Annotated in this window: 13 protein-coding genes; 4 read left to right on the top strand and 9 right to left on the bottom strand. The window is 43.4% G+C overall.

Annotated features, from left to right (window positions below; translation table 11 throughout):
• Positions 1-8 precede the first annotated feature (8 nt).
• Entirely contained in the window at positions 9-1,283 is a 1,275-nt protein-coding gene (locus PULV_RS11235) for an ABC transporter substrate-binding protein (protein WP_193331744.1), read from the bottom strand.
• Positions 1,284-1,411: 128 nt separating this feature from the next.
• On the opposite strand from PULV_RS11235, the gene PULV_RS11230 reads away from it, so the two are divergent.
• Entirely contained in the window at positions 1,412-2,152 is a 741-nt protein-coding gene (locus PULV_RS11230) for a dienelactone hydrolase family protein (protein ID WP_086745055.1), read from the top strand.
• A gap of 84 nt (positions 2,153-2,236) precedes the next feature.
• Here PULV_RS11230 and PULV_RS11225 read toward each other — a convergent pair whose 3' ends face one another.
• Genes PULV_RS11225 through PULV_RS11190 form a run of 8 tightly spaced genes read right to left on the bottom strand, consistent with a single transcriptional unit; the run spans position 2,237 to position 10,522 of the window.
• The gene (locus tag PULV_RS11225) at positions 2,237-2,899 is read right to left on the bottom strand and encodes a 3-oxoacid CoA-transferase subunit B (RefSeq protein ID WP_086745054.1); all 663 of its coding nucleotides are present in this window, start codon (positions 2,897-2,899) and stop codon (positions 2,237-2,239) included.
• 14 nt (positions 2,900-2,913) lie between these two features.
• On the bottom strand, positions 2,914-3,612 hold the full coding sequence (locus PULV_RS11220) for a CoA transferase subunit A (protein WP_193331743.1): 699 nt from the start codon (positions 3,610-3,612) through the stop codon (positions 2,914-2,916).
• 27 nt (positions 3,613-3,639) lie between these two features.
• Positions 3,640-4,539 carry a hydroxymethylglutaryl-CoA lyase gene (locus PULV_RS11215; RefSeq protein WP_193331742.1) on the bottom strand — a complete coding sequence of 300 codons (900 nt, stop codon included), beginning with the start codon at positions 4,537-4,539 and terminating at the stop codon, positions 3,640-3,642.
• The gene (locus PULV_RS11210; protein ID WP_193331741.1) at positions 4,540-6,510 is read right to left on the bottom strand and encodes an acetyl/propionyl/methylcrotonyl-CoA carboxylase subunit alpha; all 1,971 of its coding nucleotides are present in this window, start codon (positions 6,508-6,510) and stop codon (positions 4,540-4,542) included.
• A 24-nt stretch (positions 6,511-6,534) separates the two neighbouring features.
• Positions 6,535-7,305 carry an enoyl-CoA hydratase-related protein gene (locus PULV_RS11205; RefSeq protein WP_086745050.1) on the bottom strand — a complete coding sequence of 257 codons (771 nt, stop codon included), beginning with the start codon at positions 7,303-7,305 and terminating at the stop codon, positions 6,535-6,537.
• A gap of 10 nt (positions 7,306-7,315) precedes the next feature.
• Positions 7,316-8,923 carry a carboxyl transferase domain-containing protein gene (locus tag PULV_RS11200; RefSeq protein WP_086745049.1) on the bottom strand — a complete coding sequence of 536 codons (1,608 nt, stop codon included), beginning with the start codon at positions 8,921-8,923 and terminating at the stop codon, positions 7,316-7,318.
• 9 nt (positions 8,924-8,932) lie between these two features.
• Complete coding sequence (locus PULV_RS11195) at positions 8,933-10,108, bottom strand: isovaleryl-CoA dehydrogenase (protein WP_086745048.1); 1,176 nt, start codon at positions 10,106-10,108, stop codon at positions 8,933-8,935.
• A gap of 18 nt (positions 10,109-10,126) precedes the next feature.
• The gene (locus tag PULV_RS11190; RefSeq protein ID WP_086745047.1) at positions 10,127-10,522 is read right to left on the bottom strand and encodes a MerR family transcriptional regulator; all 396 of its coding nucleotides are present in this window, start codon (positions 10,520-10,522) and stop codon (positions 10,127-10,129) included.
• A gap of 270 nt (positions 10,523-10,792) precedes the next feature.
• Here PULV_RS11190 and PULV_RS11185 point away from each other — a divergent pair, with 270 nt between their 5' ends.
• The 3 genes from PULV_RS11185 (at position 10,793) to PULV_RS11175 (ending at position 14,746) form a co-directional block, all read left to right on the top strand.
• Positions 10,793-11,977: an acetyl-CoA C-acyltransferase gene (locus PULV_RS11185; RefSeq protein WP_193331740.1), complete on the top strand. Its 1,185-nt coding sequence runs from the start codon at positions 10,793-10,795 to the stop codon at positions 11,975-11,977.
• 62 nt (positions 11,978-12,039) lie between these two features.
• Positions 12,040-13,530 carry a CoA-acylating methylmalonate-semialdehyde dehydrogenase gene (locus PULV_RS11180; protein WP_086745045.1) on the top strand — a complete coding sequence of 497 codons (1,491 nt, stop codon included), beginning with the start codon at positions 12,040-12,042 and terminating at the stop codon, positions 13,528-13,530.
• A 58-nt stretch (positions 13,531-13,588) separates the two neighbouring features.
• A complete protein-coding gene (locus PULV_RS11175) occupies positions 13,589-14,746 on the top strand; it encodes an acyl-CoA dehydrogenase family protein (protein WP_086745044.1) in 1,158 nt (385 codons plus the stop codon).
• Positions 14,747-14,752: the final 6 nt, after the last annotated feature.

Genomic DNA, 14,752 nt, shown 5'->3' with positions numbered 1-14,752 from the left:
AGGTATCCTTAGGAGCTGATAAATTCATACCATTTTTGTAAGCTATATTCATAAGTCGGCATTACGGTATTCCACACGGCGACATTGCTTAATCGTGTTTCATAACTCCCTCCAGTACGAATACTCCCTTTTTTCACTGAAATTAAACCATCCGGGCCTTTTAGGTGTTCATTTGCCGCAAGTCCTTCATACCAGTAATTCCATTCATTTGCTGATAATAAACTACGAGAGCGTTGTGGATTAGAAATGTAATAACCTTGGCGCGCAATGAACGCACCGGGCCAACCCGACAACCACCAATTCATGTATTCATAGGCAACATCTTTTACACGACCATGCGTTTTTGATGACAAACACATCACCCCATGCCAACCGCGGTAGCCTTCTTTTGGGGCTGCAAATACCACTGGAATATTTTGAGCATTCAATGCAGATACCGCCGGGGAGAACATACTTTCAATGGACACTCTTCCTGTTTGCATAAAATCAACGGATTCTGGTACAGATGTCCAAAAGCCGCTGAAGTGCTTTTGCTTTTTCAGGTCATACAACACAGAAAACAGTGAATCAAGCTCTGATTTGGTCATTGCACCTATGTTATTAAAGCTCACTAAACCATTTGCTTTTGCAGCGAGAGCTAAATCAAATATCCCTATGGTTGGAGCATTAATAATGGCCACTTTGCCTTTATTGCTTTCATCAAGTAACCAGCCCCAGCTCTCGGTTTGATAGGGGACGCCAGCAGGGATCTGCTGTGTGTTATACCCAAATGAATCAACATTGTGCACGTAGGGCAAAAAGCTAATGTGGTCGGTATGGGGGATCCCTAATGAACCATCAGGTTGAATATGTAAAATCTTATAGGGTGCGTCACCAGCCCCTTCATTAGCATCAGGGGTGATTTTCCCCGATTTCGTCAGAGGATTGATCTCATCCCAATACTGAATTCTTTTCTTTTCAATTGGTTGGATCGCGCCGCTTTGCCATAAAATTTGTATACTGTTTGACCATTGCTCGTATAAATCAAAGGATGAGGGTTTCATCGATGCTTTTTGTAAAACTTGTGCGCTCCCTTTAGGCTCAAAAATCAGATCAATTCCTAAATCTTCCATTGCTTGGCGCCGAATAGGCTCTTGCAAAGTGACGTGTGTTCCTAAAATGCGCAATGACGTCTTTTGTTTAGCGAAAACATAGGGGACTTTAAACGCTGTTGTCACGGCAATGGATGTCGAGAGCATTTTTTTTAAAGCATCACGGCGACTTACTATCTTTTCGCTATCCATTTCTGATCCTTGTTAAGAATTACCCTATAAAATTAGTTCAAAAAAAACGGATGTTCAATTAGTTATGTTATTTTGTAGATTGATAATTCAGTTTAAAATCGGTTTACAATTATTAATAAGGCAGGTTTATGCAAGTTAAAACATCTAAGGTTGATTTAACAACCGCAACAGGGAGTATGCGCTGTTATATTTACGAACCCAGCGTGCAAGGAATTTACCCAAGTGTGATTTTTTATTCTGAAATTTTTCAGTTAACAGCACCTATCTCACGCAGCGCCGCCATTATTGCCAGTCATGGATTTGTCGTTATTGTGCCAGAAGTGTTTCATGAATTAAACCCGATAGGGACCGTACTTGGTTATGATGATGAGGGTAAAAACAAGGGTAATCAGGATAAATGGACGAAAAATTTAACGAGTTATGATTCTGACTTACAAGCAATGATTGATTTCAACGATACGTTAGTTCATACCAATAACAAAATTGGCGTGATCGGCGTGTGCATCGGTGGCCATTTGGCATGTCGAGCGGCGATCCATTCTCGTATCAAAGCGGCATTTTGTTTATATGCCACCGATCTTCACAGTGATACATTACCCGCAAATGAAAATCAACAAACATTTCGGCGTTTATCAGAAATTAAAGGCGAGATCCATTTTGTATGGGGTAAGCAAGATCCTCATGTGCCAAAAGAAGGCCGCATCAAGATATATCAAGCACTGCAACAACATGAGCTTAATTTTCAATGGCTCGAAGTCAATGCTGAGCATGCTTTTATGCGTGATGAAGGAGAGCGTTACGATCCAGCACTCGCGATGACTATGTATCAAAATGCAGTGGCATTGTTTCAACGGGTTTTATCGTCATAAATTAGGCAAAAAAAATCCCTCTTGCGAGGGATTTTGAGGGTTTCTCAGTATCTTAGACACTGGGAATGAGGACGGTACTCTTAATTATTGCTCGAAAACCATTTCTGGAATATCACCTGCAACAATTAACTTACCTGCTGTTTTACTGATGATTTCATCAACAGTGACACCAGGGGCACGTTCTAACAGGTGGAACGCACCATTTTTAACTTCGAGAACGGCTAAATCAGTGACAATTTTTTTAACGCAATTAACACCTGTCAGCGGTAGCTCGCAGCTTTCTAATAATTTTGATTCGCCATGTTTATTGGCATGCATCATAGTCACAATGATATTTTGGGCGCCAGCGACTAAATCCATTGCACCACCCATACCTTTGATTAACTTTTTAGGGATCATCCAAGAGGCGATTGACCCATTTTGGTCGACTTCAAAAGCGCCTAGTACAGTGAGGTCAACATGACCACCTCTGATCATAGCAAAGCTTTCAGCACTGTTAAATATGGCAGCACCAATTGCCGCTGTAACGGTTTCTTTACCCGCGTTGATCATATCCGCATCAACATCTTGTTCAGTTGGATAGGGACCCATACCTAACAAGCCATTTTCTGATTGCAACATCACTTCAATACCTTTGGGTACATAATTTGCGACCAGTGTCGGAATACCAATGCCTAAATTGACATAAAAGCCATCTTGAAGTTCTTGCGCCACTCGCATGGCGACTTGTTCACGAGTTAATGCCATTTCAATTCTCCAAGTTAGCCGCGAGTTGTAACGCGTTCGATACGTTTTTCAAAGTTGCCTTTGATGACTCTGTTTACATAAATACCAGGCGTATGTATTTCTGATGGTGAGAGTTCACCTGGCTCGACTATTTCTTCAACCTCTACCACAGTGATTTTACCTGCTGTTGCAGCCATAGGGTTAAAGTTCATCGCTGTATGTCTAAAGACAAGATTGCCATAACGATCTGCTTTCCACGCTTTTACAATAGCGAACTCACCAGTGATAGATTCTTCAAGAATATAAGGGCGTCCATTAAATTCTTTTACTTCTTTGCCTTCAGCGACTGGCGTACCATAGCCTGTAGCGGTATAAAATGCTGGGATCCCCGCACCACCGGCACGCATTTTTTCAGCTAATGTCCCTTGTGGAGTCAGTTCCACTTCAAGTTCACCACTGAGAAGTTGTTGTTCAAATAGTGCGTTTTCACCTACATAAGATGCAATCATTTTTTTGATTTGTTTGTCTTGCAACAAAATCCCTAAACCAAAATCATCAACCCCACAGTTATTGGACACTACCGTCAGATCTTTGGTTTGTTTACGCTTAATTTCTGCGATTAACCCTTCTGGAATACCACATAAGCCAAAACCACCGGCAATCACAGTATCGCCATCTTTAAGCCCGTGCATTGCTTGCTCGTAGCTTGTTACTACTTTATCAAAACCGGCCATGGCCAACTCCCTTAAAACACATAATTATTAAGCATCTAATTTGCTGCGCAAGGCATTGGATACCCGACTTAATGGCGCTTTATTTAAAGCGTCGCAAATAAGCCATCCTGCGCGCGCTAGTCTTTCTAAATCAATTCCGCACTCAATGCCAAGTCCTTGCAGTAAGTATACAACATCCTCAGTGGCAACATTTCCTGACGCACCTTGTGCATAAGGGCAACCCCCAAGACCTGCCACTGCACTGTCAACAGTTGAAATCCCTTGCATCAACGCCGCGTAAATATTTGCTAACGCTTGACCGTAAGTATCATGAAAATGAACCGCAAGCTGCTGCGTTGGGATATGTTGTTTGAGCAAACTAAGTAACTCTGTCACTTTACCTGGGGTGCCAACACCTATGGTATCGCCTAAGCTAACTTCGTAACAACCCAGAGCAAGCAAGGATTGACTCACACGCAACACATCGGCGTATTCTACATGTCCTTGATATGGGCAACCTAACACGCAACTGACATACCCGCGCACTTTAATGTTATGGGCTTTTGCAAGCGCCATCACAGGTTTAAATCGTTCAATACTCTCATCAATCGAGCAGTTAATGTTTTTTTGACAAAACGCTTCACTGGCAGCAGTAAAAATAGCAAACTCTTTAATCCCAGCGTCAAGTGCAGCCTGCGCTCCCTTTAAATTGGGTGTTAAAGCCGATAATTCGACAGAATCAACCGACAATGCATTGATGACTTCTGCTGAATCGGCCATTTGCGGCACCCACTTAGGTGATACAAAGGCACCGGCTTCAATATAACTCACACCTGATTGCGCTAACTGATTGATGAGGTTGACCTTGTCTTGGGTCGACACTTTTTGCTCATTTTGCAGGCCATCTCGAGCGCCGACTTCAACAATCTTTACTTTATTAGGAAGCATTTAGTCATTTCCTTCATGGGGCTCGACCACCGCCAACATAGCGCCGTGAGTCACGAGCTCACCTTCACCAAAACAATAACTCGTTAATACACCATCAAATGGAGCGGCTAATGTGTACTCCATTTTCATTGCCTCAATAATCACAACGCCATCACCTTCACTGACATCTTGACCAAGCGGGACTAAGTGTTTGACGACTGTGCCATTAAGAGGCGCGGCTAATGACGCTGATTGATTATTTGTTTCGCTGATATAATGCTTTTGCTTAAACGCATACTGATGATTAAACGCTAAATACATTAAATCGATCGTGTGATTGGCAGCATCATAATAAAAATCAGCGCTGTATTTTTCGCCATTAATTGAAGCTGTTATTTGTTGCTGATCAATTGAGGCCGAAGCAGTAAATGAGAAGCCATTGATGTGTAGGGTATAGCCTTGTTCAAAATGAACTGCATAAACATCTTCGCTTTCGCTAAATGGAATGGCAATTTTTTGTTGTTGATTTAATCGAAAGCCCGCTTGTGTGTCCCAGGCATCGCCAGAATCGGCATTGCGTATCTGATGTAAATACACCAAGCTTGCCATCACCTTACTGATGTTGCACGTTTGCAGGCTGTCGTTGATCAAATCATCAATATGGTTGGCGATAAAGTGAGTATCAGGTTGAGCATCAGTAAAGCCCTTGTGAGAAGCTAATTGATGTAAAAAGCTGACATTACAATGAAAACCAGCAAGGTGAAATTGCTCAAGGGCATGCTGTAATCGAGTGATGGCTAATTTTCGAGTCTCATCCCAAACGATTAGTTTAGCGATCATCGGATCATAAAAGCTGCTGATTTCAGCACCTGTTTCGACCCCAGTATCAATCCGGATATGTTGAGACAACTCAGGGGTTAACATTGCTTTAATGGTGCCTGAGCAAGGGATAAAGTCTTGATTTGGATCTTCTGCGTAAATTCGCGCTTCGAGTGCGTGACCTGTCAGTAAGACTTGCTGTTGCGTCAAGAGCAAAGCTTGCCCTGAAGCAACACGGATTTGCCATTCAACTAAATCAATTCCCGTGACCATTTCTGTGACAGGGTGTTCAACTTGCAGGCGGGTGTTCATTTCCATAAAGAAAAATTCATCACCACACAATAGAAACTCTACTGTGCCTGCACCGACATAATTGATGGCTTTTGCACAACGCACAGCAGCTTCACCCATCTCTTTTCTTAATGTATCAGAAAGAGTTGGGGCAGGGGCTTCTTCAATCACTTTTTGATGGCGACGTTGCAAAGAGCAATCACGATCACCTAAGTAAATACAGTTGCCATGCTGATCAGCAAACACTTGCACTTCGACATGACGAGGCTGATTGACATAACGTTCCAGTAACACCAAATCATTACCAAACCCAGCTTGCGCTTCACGCTGAGCGCCGGATAAGGCTGATTCGAATTCATCAATATGATTGACCACTCGCATGCCTTTACCACCACCACCGTAAGCGGCTTTAATCAGGACAGGAAAGCCAATATTAATCGCTTCTTGTTTTAAAAATTCGATATCTTGATTTTGACCGTAGTAACCGGGCACTAAAGGAACATTGGCCGCAGCCATGATTTCTTTAGAACGCGATTTTGATCCCATCGCCGTGATTGCATCTGCAGGCGGGCCAATAAACGCGATATTGTTGGCTAAACAGGCATTAGCAAAGCCATCGTTTTCTGATAAAAATCCATACCCTGGGTGCACACAATCAGCTCCAGCACGTTTGGCGACATCAAGAATTTTATCAGCAACTAAATATGAATCTTTGCTCGGCGATGGACCAATATGATAAGCCTCGTCCGCGTGTTTAACATGCAACGCGTTAGCATCAGCATCTGAGTAAACAGCCACCGTTTTGAGGCCTAAGCGCTTGGCTGTTTTTATGATTCGGCACGCAATTTCACCACGATTAGCAATCAAAATTTTATTTAACATAGTAGGGACCTGTCATCACTGTAATTATTGTTGCCAACTCGGGGCTCGTTTAGCAAAAAAGGCACTTAACCCTTCTTGACCTTCCTCTGATACACGAATAGACGCAATTTGCTGTGCAGTATAGTCAGTCAATGATTCATCAATGACTTGTCCTGCGACGGCGCTGATAAGCTGCTTTGCAGCACGAACAGCCGCTGGACCATTATCAATAATCGCTTGCAAGATTGTATTTGCAGCTGACTCTAAATCATTATCGATTATCTGTATTAGCCCCATTTGCTGCGCTTGCGGCGCTTTAAATACTTCGGCGGTTAAAAAATAACGACGAGCTTGGCGCTCACCGATTGCTTGAATGACGTATGGGCTAATCACGGCAGGAATTAAACCCAATTTAACTTCACTCAAACAGAACTTTGCATCGTCAGTACAAATAGCAATGTCACAGCAGGCAATAAGTCCAATCGCGCCACCAAAGGCCGCCCCTTGAACCAAACAAAGAGTCGGCACGGCAACAGAGTGCAGCGACGACATCAATTTAGCCAATTGTTTTGAATCGGCTAAATTGTCTTCAAAAGAATTGTCGGCCATCGATTTCATCCAGGCCAGATCAGCCCCAGCAGAAAAGTGTTTTCCTGCACTTTTGAGCACTAATGCACGAATATCTAAGGTCTTGGCATATTCAATCGTTTCGATGAGTTGCCCAATTGTGGTGTCGTCAAACGCGTTATGAACCGCTTGGCGATCAAGTTCGATAGTGGCCACATTTGATTTTGTTATAGAGAGTGTCACTGACATATCGCGTTCCTTACATTCTAAACACGCCAAACTGCGTGTCTTCTTTGGGGGCATTGCTTGCAGCGCTAAGCGCGAGCCCTAAAACATGGCGGGTATGAGCAGGATCGATAATGCCATCATCCCATAATCGCGCACTGGCGTAATAAGGGTGGCCTTGCTGTTCATACTGCTCAATAATTGGTTTTTTGAAATCAATTATTTCTTCATCAGACATGCTTTGCCCTTTTCGTGCTAAGCCATCTTGTTTAACCTGAGTTAAGACTCCCGCGGCTTGTTCACCGCCCATTACTGAAATTCGCGCGTTTGGCCACATCCACATCATGGTCGGTTCAAATGCTCGACCGCACATGCCGTAATTACCCGCGCCATAAGAGCCACCGATTAACACCGTGAACTTAGGAACTTGCGCACAGGATACGGCTGTAACCATTTTAGCACCATGCTTTGCAATGCCTTCGGCTTCATATTTTTGTCCAACCATAAAACCAGTAATGTTTTGTAAAAACACCAGTGGAATATTACGTTGGCAGCACAATTGAATAAAATGAGCCCCTTTTTGCGCAGACTCTGAAAATAAAATCCCGTTATTGGCGACTATGCCAACAGGATGACCGTAAATGGAAGCAAAACCGGTGACCAGTGTCTCACCAAAATAACGTTTAAATTCATCAAATGATGAATCATCAACCACACGGGCAATCACTTCACGAACATCAAACGGTTTTTTAAGATCGGTGCCGACGATGCCGTAGATTTCTTGTGCTGAAAATCTTGGCTCTTTAATATCGTTTAATAATGGTCGAGTAGGGGGTTTATGATTTGTCCGTGCGATGCACTGACGGGCGATAGACAAAGCATGCGCGTCATTATCAGCATAATGATCGGCCACGCCTGAGATTTTACAGTGCACATCGGCGCCGCCTAAATCTTCAGCGCTCACTTCCTCGCCCGTGGCCGCTTTAACTAATGGCGGTCCAGCTAAAAAGATAGTTCCTTGTTCTTTGACTATGATACTTTCATCTGCCATAGCGGGGACATAGGCACCGCCTGCGGTACACAAGCCCATCACCACAGCAATTTGTGGGATCCCTTTGGCTGACATTCTGGCTTGATTATAAAAAATACGGCCAAAATGCAATTTATCAGGAAACACTTCATCTTGTTCAGGCAGATTTGCCCCACCTGAATCAACTAAATAAATACAAGGCAGATGACAACGTTCAGCAATTTCTTGTGCACGTAAGTGTTTTTTTACCGTCAACGGAAAATAGGTGCCACCTTTTACGGTTGCATCGTTACCGATGATCATACATTCAATGCCTTTTACTCGGCCAATGCCTGCAACCACACCTGCGCACGGTATATCTTGTTCATAAACGCCATATGCTGCAAATTGTGAGATTTCTAAAAAAGGCGAACCCTCGTCCAACAAGGTATCGATACGATCACGGACAAACATTTTGCCGCGACCTTCGTGACGTGCGATTAATGCTTCACCGCCACCTTGTGTCAAGGTATGGGCTTTAGAATGAAGATCGTCAACCAATGACTGCATGTTTGCTTTATTTTGCAAAAATTGCGCGTCAAGTGGATTTATTTTTGATGTAAGAATTGTCATGGCGATCCCTTAACGGCTTTCGTTGAAAAGCTCACGACCTATTAGCATTCTGCGAATTTCAGAGGTACCCGCACCAATTTCATATAATTTTGCATCACGCAGTAATCGGCCAGTCGCATATTCATTGATATAACCATTACCGCCTAAAATTTGAATGGCATCGAGGGCCATTTTAGTGGCCAGTTCTGCGGCATATAAAATCGCACCCGCCGCATCTTTACGAGTTGTTTCACCGCGGTCACAAGATTTTGCAACTGTGTACACATACGAGCGCGCCGCATTCATTTGCGTGTACATATCTGCGATTTTGCCTTGGATTAATTGAAATTGGCCGATAGGCGTATCAAATTGTTTGCGCTCGTGAATATAAGGAACCACGATGTCCATACACGCTTGCATAATGCCAAGAGAGCCACCTGATAACACCACGCGCTCGTAATCCAAGCCACTCATTAATACTTTTACGCCATTGTTCAAGCCACCTAAGATATTTTCTTCAGGTACTTCACAATCAATGAAGACTAATTCGCAGGTATTTGAGCCGCGCATCCCTAATTTGTCGAGTTTTTGAGCTTGGGTGAACCCTGGGAAATCACGCTCAACAATAAATGCAGTGATGCCTTTATGACCTGCTTCTAAATCTGTTTTGGCATAAATGACATAAGTATGGGCATCTGGACCATTGGTGATCCACATTTTATTACCATTTAATATGTACTTATCACCGCGCTTTTCCGCTTTGAGTTTCATCGAAACCACATCAGAGCCGGCATTGGGTTCGCTCATCGCTAAAGCACCAATGTGCTCACCCGAAATAAGTTTAGGAAGGTACTTTTCTTTTTGTGCTTGATTGCCGTTTCGGTAAATTTGGTTAACACATAAATTTGAATGGGCACCATAACTTAAACCAATCGACGCACTGGCGCGGCTAATCTCTTCCATTGCTAAAACGTGTTCGAGATAACCTAAACCTGAACCACCAAATTCTTCACTGACGGTTAAGCCAAGTAATCCCATCTCACCAAGTTTTGGCCACAACTGATTTGGAAAACTATTATCGATATCGGTTTGCTCAGCTAACGGGGCGATTTCTGCCGTTGCAAAACCATTTACGTGATCACGGATCATGTCGGCTGTTTCACCAAGGCCAAAATTCATTTCTTTATATAGTGAGATAGTGCTCATTTTGGGAACCTCTTTGTATTAATCTTCTAGACTTTTAAGCGTATCGTGGCAGCGACGCTCTGCAGTGACCAATTCCATTAAAACGACTTTAATATCGTCCATTTGTTGGCTTAAGTGGGCTTTTTTATCTTCGATGAGAGCAAGCATAGTGACGAGCTGTTTGGCACTTGACTTGTCCGCGTCATACAGCTCAAAAAGTCGGCCAGTTTCAGCTAAGGTAAAACCTAAACGTTTTCCGCGTAAAATCAGTTTTAATCTGACTTTATCGCGTTTGCTATAGATACGAGTTTGACCATTACGCTGTGGTGTAATCAGTCCTTGGTCTTCATAAAAGCGGATACTACGGGTCGTAATATCAAATTCTTTTGCCAAGTCACTAATGCTAAATGTTTGTTCTGTGTTATCTTGATTCATGTGTTCACCTCAAATTACGAAACTAATATATGTGAAGTTTACGTAAAGGTAAAGCTTGAGTGTTAAAACCGTATTAACATTCTTATTTAAGTTTACCATCACAGGTTAGACCAATGTCTTGTATCCTGTATAAAGTCGCTATCTGGCAAGATATATTGGCACTTTAGTCTGTAATCCATTACATCCAATTCACTGCTTTTTTACATTTACGTTGGCGTAAACGTAAATTTTATGTATTCTCATGTCATTAATGTCGAGGAGAATATTTTCATGTCAGTACACGATCCGATTGTAATTGTAAGCGCATCTCGCACCCCAATGGGTGGCTTTATGGGGATGTTCAGTGAGACCCATGCAACAGAGCTTGGTGCCACAGCCATTGCTGATGCCGTAAAAAAATCTGGTTTAGCTGTTAATTCAATTGATGAAGTCATTATGGGCTGTGTTTTACCAGCGGGACTCGGCCAAGCGCCAGCGCGCCAAGCGATGCTAAAAGCAGGCTTAAATCTTGGCACAGGTGCTACGACTATTAATAAAGTATGTGGCTCTGGCTTAAAGGCGGCGATGTTTGCTCATGATTTAATCAAATCAGGTTCGATTAATGTTGCCATCGCCGGTGGGATGGAAAATATGTCGGCAGCCCCTTATTTTTTACCCAAAGCACGTGGTGGCTTTCGAATGGGCCACGGTGAAATAAAAGATCATATGATGGCCGATGGCTTAGAAGATGCTTACGAAAACAAAGCGATGGGTTGTTTTGCTCAGGCCACAGCTAACGACTATGCTATTACGCGTGAGCAAATGGATGCATTTGCAATTAACTCTCTGCAAAAAGCACAATCAGCTATAGAAACGGGCGCGTTTCACGCTGAAATAACGCCAGTTATCGTTAAAACACGAAAAGGCGATGTTGAATTTTCGATTGATGAGCAACCAGGCAATGCAAAAATCGATAAGATCCCTGCATTACGACCTGCATTTGCAAAAGATGGAACGATCACAGCCGCCAATTCATCTTCAATTTCAGATGGTGCAGCAGCGCTGACATTAATGAAAGAATCTGAAGCGACTGCAAAAGGCTTAACGCCGCTGTGTCGCATTGTTGCTCATGCTACTCACTCGCAAAAACCAGCTGAATTTACTATCGCACCAGTAGGCGCAATGAACTCAGTATTAGAAAAAGCAGGTTGGTCAAAAGACAGTGTTGATTTGTGGGAAATTAATGAAGCATTTGCCATGGTCACTATGCTCGCAATTAATGAAATGGGACTCGACAGTGCCAAAGTTAATGTAAATGGCGGGGCGTGTGCGTTGGGTCACCCAATTGGAGCCAGTGGTGCGCGTATCTTAGTGACATTAATCCATGCTCTGAAAAACAGAGGGTTAAAAACAGGCGTTGCCTCACTGTGTATTGGTGGTGGTGAAGCGGTTGCGATGGCGATTGAAACAATTTAACAAATCTAAGGCGCGATAATTTAAAAATAGAAGCGCCTTTTTTATTTGGGGAGAAGATTAACATGCATAAAGTTCCATTATTTATTGAAGGGCAAATGGTTCAATCAACATCAGAGCAGTGGATTGATGTGGTGAACCCAGCAACACAAGAAGTGATAGCGCAAGTGCCATCTACCACTGACGCTGAAATGGAGCGCGCGATTGCTTCTGCACAAGAAACATTTAAGACATGGAAAGATGTCCCTGTCTCAGAACGTGCGCGCATTATGATGCGTTACGCTGCGTTATTAAAAGAACATCATGATGAAATTGCCACCATTATTTGTCATGAATTAGGCAAAACATTTGAAGACGCAAAAGGCGATGTTTGGCGCGGCATTGAAGTTGTTGAACAAGCAGCTAATGCACCCGCCATGATGATGGGTGAAACGGTCGAAAATGTTGCTCGTGGTATTGACACTTATTCATACACTCAACCTTTAGGTGTGTGCGCGGGTATTACGCCATTCAACTTTCCAGCCATGATCCCGCTTTGGATGTTCCCGCTCGCGATTGTGTGTGGTAATACCTTTATTCTGAAACCATCTGAACAAGATCCACTGACGCCAATGCGCTTAGTCGAATTGTTTGAAGAAGCGGGCGCACCAAAAGGTGTGTTGCAAGTTGTGCACGGTACCAAACCGCAAGTAGACAAAATTTTAGAGCATCCTGCTATCCGAGCGATTTCTTTTGTCGGTTCTTGTGGTGTGGGTGCTTATATTTATTCAAAAGGCACTGAGCACTTAAAACGAGTTCAAGCGTGTGTGGGCGCTAAAAACCATATGGTCATTATGCCGGATGCCAAAAAAGAGCGTTTGATTAGCAATCTAGTTGGCGCATCTGTCGGCGCTGCAGGCCAGCGTTGTATGGGGATCTCAGTGGCTGTGTTTGTTGGCCAAACCAAAGAATGGATCAATGATTTAAAAGAAGCCTTTACGCAAGTTCGACCGGGTGTTTGGGACGATCCGCAAGCCGCATATGGTCCGCAAACTACGCCACAAGCAAAAGCGCGCATTTTATCATTAATCGAAACAGGTAAAGCGCAAGGTGCAACCTGTTTACTAGATGGATCTGATTTTACCGTTGCAGGATTTGAGCAGGGAAATTGGGTTGGACCAACTTTGTTTACTGACGTCACAACCGATATGGATTTGTATAAAGAAGAAATATTTGGCCCTGTGTTGGCGTGTATTTGTGTGGATACGCTCGATGAAGCCATCGCGCTTATCAACAATAGTCCTTATGGGAATGGCACGTCGTTATTCACCGCTTGTGGTGCCGCTGCACGCAAATTCCAACACGAAATCGAAGTCGGTCAGGTTGGAATTAATGTGCCAATTCCTGTGCCACTTCCTTTCTTCTCGTTTACTGGTTGGAAAGGCTCATTTTATGGCGATCAACATACTTATGGAAAACAAGGGATCCGTTTTTACACTGAGACTAAAACGGTCACCGCTCGTTGGTTTGAAGACGACATTGCCACAGGCCCGAATATGAGCATTAACTTGAAATAATAAAAGATAGGAGCAGTTTACTGCTCCTTTGTATTACCCGAATAAAAAAGAGGTCGATATGGACTTTAATTTAACAGACGATCAACTTGCATTTGCAGACACCGCCCGACAATTTGCAGAAACAGAACTCGCCCCAAACGCTGCACGTTGGGATAAAGAACACATTTTTCCAAAATCTGTTATTCAAGCAGCCGGTGAGCTCGGTTTTTGTGGTCTTTATACCCCTGAAGATGCAGGTGGCTTAGGGTTATCTCGCCTAGATTCAAGCATCATTTTTGAACAACTATCCATGGGCTGTACCGCCACCACCGCAATGCTTACGATTCACAATATGGCCACTTGGATGATTGCAAGCTTTGGCACTGATGCGATTAAAGCGCAGTATGTCGACCAACTTGTTATGGGCCAGCTATTAGCTTCGTATTGTTTAACTGAGCCAGGCTCTGGCTCTGATGCAGCTTCGTTAAAAACAAAAGCACAACTCACCGATGATCATTACGTGATCAATGGTTCTAAAATGTTTATTTCCGGCGCCGGTGAAACTGAAGTCCTTGTTGTGATGGCCCGCACTGGTGGAGAAGGCGCAGCGGGTATTTCTGCCTTTGTTGTGCCAGCAGATGCACCGGGCGTTATTTACGGTAAAGCGGAAGAAAAAATGGGCTGGAACGCGCAACCAACCCGTCTCATTACCTTTGAAAATGTCAAAGTTGCTAAAGAAAACTTACTTGGACAAGAAGGCGAAGGCTTTAAGTTTGCCATGCAAGGCCTTGATGGTGGCCGTATTAACATTGCAACCTGCTCAATCGGCACGGCGCAACAAGCACTCAATACCGCTAAAAATTACATGCAAGAGCGTGAGCAATTCGGTAAACCCTTGGCTGCATTTCAAGCATTACAATTTAAACTGGCAGATATGAACACTGAATTAGTAGCTGCCCGTCAAATGGTCAGGCTAGCAGCGTTTAAACTGGATAATAACGATCCAGAGAAAACGGCCTACTGTGCAATGGCTAAACGGTTTGCGACCGATGTTGGCTTTAAAGTGTGTGATGATGCACTGCAAATCCATGGTGGCTATGGTTACATTAAAGAGTATCCACTTGAAAGACATTTACGTGATGTCCGTGTTCACCAGATCTTAGAAGGGACCAACGAAATCATGCGCTTGATTGTTGGCCGCAGACTCCTTGCGCAAGGCGCAGGCGATATTTTATAAGGAAAA

The sequence above is a fragment of the Pseudoalteromonas ulvae UL12 genome, assembly GCF_014925405.1.
GTDB lineage: Bacteria > Pseudomonadota > Gammaproteobacteria > Enterobacterales > Alteromonadaceae > Pseudoalteromonas > Pseudoalteromonas ulvae.
This window is presented reverse-complemented; position numbering and strand designations above follow the sequence as displayed.

Excerpts from the sequence above, each read along its gene's own strand:
- PULV_RS11185 (WP_193331740.1), top strand. The coding sequence starts at position 10,793 with ATGTCAGTACACGATCCGATTGTAATTGTAAGCGCATCTCGCACCCCA.
- PULV_RS11210 (WP_193331741.1), bottom strand. The coding sequence starts at position 6,510 with ATGTTAAATAAAATTTTGATTGCTAATCGTGGTGAAATTGCGTGCCGA.
- PULV_RS11205 (WP_086745050.1), bottom strand. The coding sequence starts at position 7,305 with ATGTCAGTGACACTCTCTATAACAAAATCAAATGTGGCCACTATCGAA.
- PULV_RS11195 (WP_086745048.1), bottom strand. The coding sequence starts at position 10,108 with ATGAGCACTATCTCACTATATAAAGAAATGAATTTTGGCCTTGGTGAA.
- PULV_RS11220 (WP_193331743.1), bottom strand. The coding sequence starts at position 3,612 with ATGGCCGGTTTTGATAAAGTAGTAACAAGCTACGAGCAAGCAATGCAC.
- PULV_RS11215 (WP_193331742.1), bottom strand. The coding sequence starts at position 4,539 with ATGCTTCCTAATAAAGTAAAGATTGTTGAAGTCGGCGCTCGAGATGGC.
- PULV_RS11200 (WP_086745049.1), bottom strand. The coding sequence starts at position 8,923 with ATGACAATTCTTACATCAAAAATAAATCCACTTGACGCGCAATTTTTG.
- PULV_RS11190 (WP_086745047.1), bottom strand. The coding sequence starts at position 10,522 with ATGAATCAAGATAACACAGAACAAACATTTAGCATTAGTGACTTGGCA.
- PULV_RS11225 (WP_086745054.1), bottom strand. The coding sequence starts at position 2,899 with ATGGCATTAACTCGTGAACAAGTCGCCATGCGAGTGGCGCAAGAACTT.
- PULV_RS11230 (WP_086745055.1), top strand. The coding sequence starts at position 1,412 with ATGCAAGTTAAAACATCTAAGGTTGATTTAACAACCGCAACAGGGAGT.
- PULV_RS11180 (WP_086745045.1), top strand. The coding sequence starts at position 12,040 with ATGCATAAAGTTCCATTATTTATTGAAGGGCAAATGGTTCAATCAACA.
- PULV_RS11175 (WP_086745044.1), top strand. The coding sequence starts at position 13,589 with ATGGACTTTAATTTAACAGACGATCAACTTGCATTTGCAGACACCGCC.
- PULV_RS11235 (WP_193331744.1), bottom strand. The coding sequence starts at position 1,283 with ATGGATAGCGAAAAGATAGTAAGTCGCCGTGATGCTTTAAAAAAAATG.